Here is a 2,019-nt window from a genome sequence, read left to right as displayed (position 1 = left end):
GTTCAGCAAAAACGTATTATGAGTATAGCTATGCAAAGTATTGCTGGTATTGAACATTCGCATACAAACAATGTTATACATAAAGATATAAAGCCGGCAAATATCATGGTTACACGCAAGGGAATAGCCAAAATTACAGACTTTGCCTTGTAGCTGTTGTAGTTAGTTTTAACTGTGAAATAGTTATCTTTTTTATCAATGACCTTGGCGAAAACGCCTGCAAGGACATCTACAAGAAACAGATGGAACTGATCGGCGGCGAACTGCCGTAAGAAACAAAGACCGCTCGGCTCTGTTGCGTTCATAAAAATGTGATTTCGCAGACTAGTAACGAATTTTGCCTTCGGCGACCTTGCGCAGGTGCTGGCCGTAAGGAGACTTTCCGTACTTGGCGGCAGATTCCAGGAGGTTTTCCTTGGAAATCCAGCCGTTGATGTAGGCGATTTCTTCGACTGCAGAAATCTGGATGCCCTGGCGGTTTTCCACCATCTTCACAAACTCGCCCGCTTCGATCAGGCTGTCCATGGTCCCGGTATCAAGCCAAGCAAAGCCGCGGCCAAGGAGTTTCACGTCAAGTTCACCCTTGTCCAAATACACGCGGTTCAAGTCCGTAATCTCAAGTTCGCCGCGGGCGCTTGGCTTCTGGGCTTTCGCAAAACCCGACACGCGGTTGTCGTAGAAATAAAGTCCGGTAATCGCGTAGTTGCTCTTAGGTTCCTTCGGCTTTTCTTCCACCGAAATCACCTTACCCGACTCGTCGAATTCCACCACGCCAAAGCGTTCCGGGTCTTCGACGTAGTAACCGAACACGCTGGCGCGGCCATTCTGTTCGGCATTCTTCACGGCCGCCTTCAGGAGCGGGCTAAAACCGTTACCGTAGAAGATGTTGTCGCCGAGTACCATCGCACAGCAATCGTTACCGATAAATTCTTCGCCAAGGATAAAGGCCTGGGCAAGACCATCCGGACTCGGTTGCACCTTGTAGCTCAAATTCAGACCCATCGAAGAACCGTCGCCAAGCAGGCGTTCAAAGTTCGGCAAGTCCGTCGGAGTCGAAATAATGAGGATATCGCGAATGCCCGCAAGCATGAGCGTCGAAAGCGGGTAGTAAATCATGGGCTTGTCGTAAACAGGCAAGAGCTGCTTACTGGTCACCATGGTCAGCGGGTAAAGTCTGGTACCGGAGCCTCCGGCGAGCACGATTCCTTTCATTAATACTTCCCGTATTTGTAGCCATACCCTTCAGTGCGGCTGTGTTCATACTTGTTGATTACGATCGACGCATGGGCACTGGAATTGCCCTTGAGAATCTGCGCCATACCATCCTTGATAGCTTCGATAGAATGCTTGTTGTATTCGATCACCATCACGATCTGTGCGGCAACGCGGCAAGCGAGGGCCGCATCGGTCACCAGCATAATCGGCGGAGTATCGACAATTACAAGGTCATAATCTTTCTTGAACTGTTCAATCAATTCTGCATAGTGCTTAGAACCCAGCAGTTCAGCCGGATTTGCAGGCACGTCGCCACACGGCATTACATACAGGTTTTCGACTTCAGTCTTATGGATGACGTCTTCAACCTTCACTTCGCGCAACAGCACCTGGGAAAGGCCATTGCCACGCTTGATGCCGAATTCCTTGTGGAGTCGTCCCTTACGAAGGTCCGCATCGATTAGCAACACACTCTTGCCAAGACCGGCAAACAAAGCAGCCAGGTTCACCGAGACAAAACTCTTGCCTACGCCCGGAATAAGTCCGCTCACGCCCACCACGGAGCCGCCCTCGTCCATCATGGAGAATTCCAGAGAAGAGCGAAGAGCACGCAGCGATTCCACGGCGACATCGTCGGGTTCCACCACAGCCAAAGGCCTTGTACCCTTGGTTCCCTTGGGGTTGCCCTTAGGCACCTTGGCGTAAACGGTATAGCCCGTTTCCTTTTCGATGAACGAAGCACTCTTCACGCCACTGCTGAACTTCGACTTGATCGACACCAACATGGCGCCTAACAAGAATCCG

3 protein-coding genes are annotated in these 2,019 nt (G+C 50.8%); 1 reads left to right on the top strand and 2 read right to left on the bottom strand.

Going from position 1 to position 2,019, the window contains the following annotated elements; translation table 11 throughout:
- Positions 1 to 15: 15 nt before the first annotated feature.
- Positions 16 to 153 (top strand): protein kinase, encoded by a 138-nt coding sequence (locus tag Q0628_RS15815; RefSeq protein ID WP_366979177.1) that lies wholly within the window; start codon positions 16 to 18, stop codon positions 151 to 153.
- A gap of 171 nt (positions 154 to 324) precedes the next feature.
- Here Q0628_RS15815 and rfbA read toward each other — a convergent pair whose 3' ends face one another.
- A complete protein-coding gene (gene rfbA, locus Q0628_RS15620; RefSeq protein WP_298772589.1) occupies positions 325 to 1,212 on the bottom strand; it encodes a glucose-1-phosphate thymidylyltransferase RfbA in 888 nt (295 codons plus the stop codon).
- Positions 1,212 to 2,019: CpsD/CapB family tyrosine-protein kinase (locus tag Q0628_RS15615; protein ID WP_298772588.1), on the bottom strand; the 808-nt coding region annotated here is incomplete at its 5' end. The genes rfbA and Q0628_RS15615, both read right to left, overlap by 1 nt.

It is taken from the genome of uncultured Fibrobacter sp. (assembly GCF_937877005.1).
GTDB lineage: Bacteria > Fibrobacterota > Fibrobacteria > Fibrobacterales > Fibrobacteraceae > Fibrobacter.
Note: the sequence above shows the minus strand (reverse complement) of the source record. Positions and strands in the feature narration are given on the sequence as shown.

Coding starts and splice junctions, on each gene's coding strand:
- rfbA (WP_298772589.1), bottom strand. CDS start 1,212: ATGAAAGGAATCGTGCTCGCCGGAGGCTCCGGTACCAGACTTTACCCG.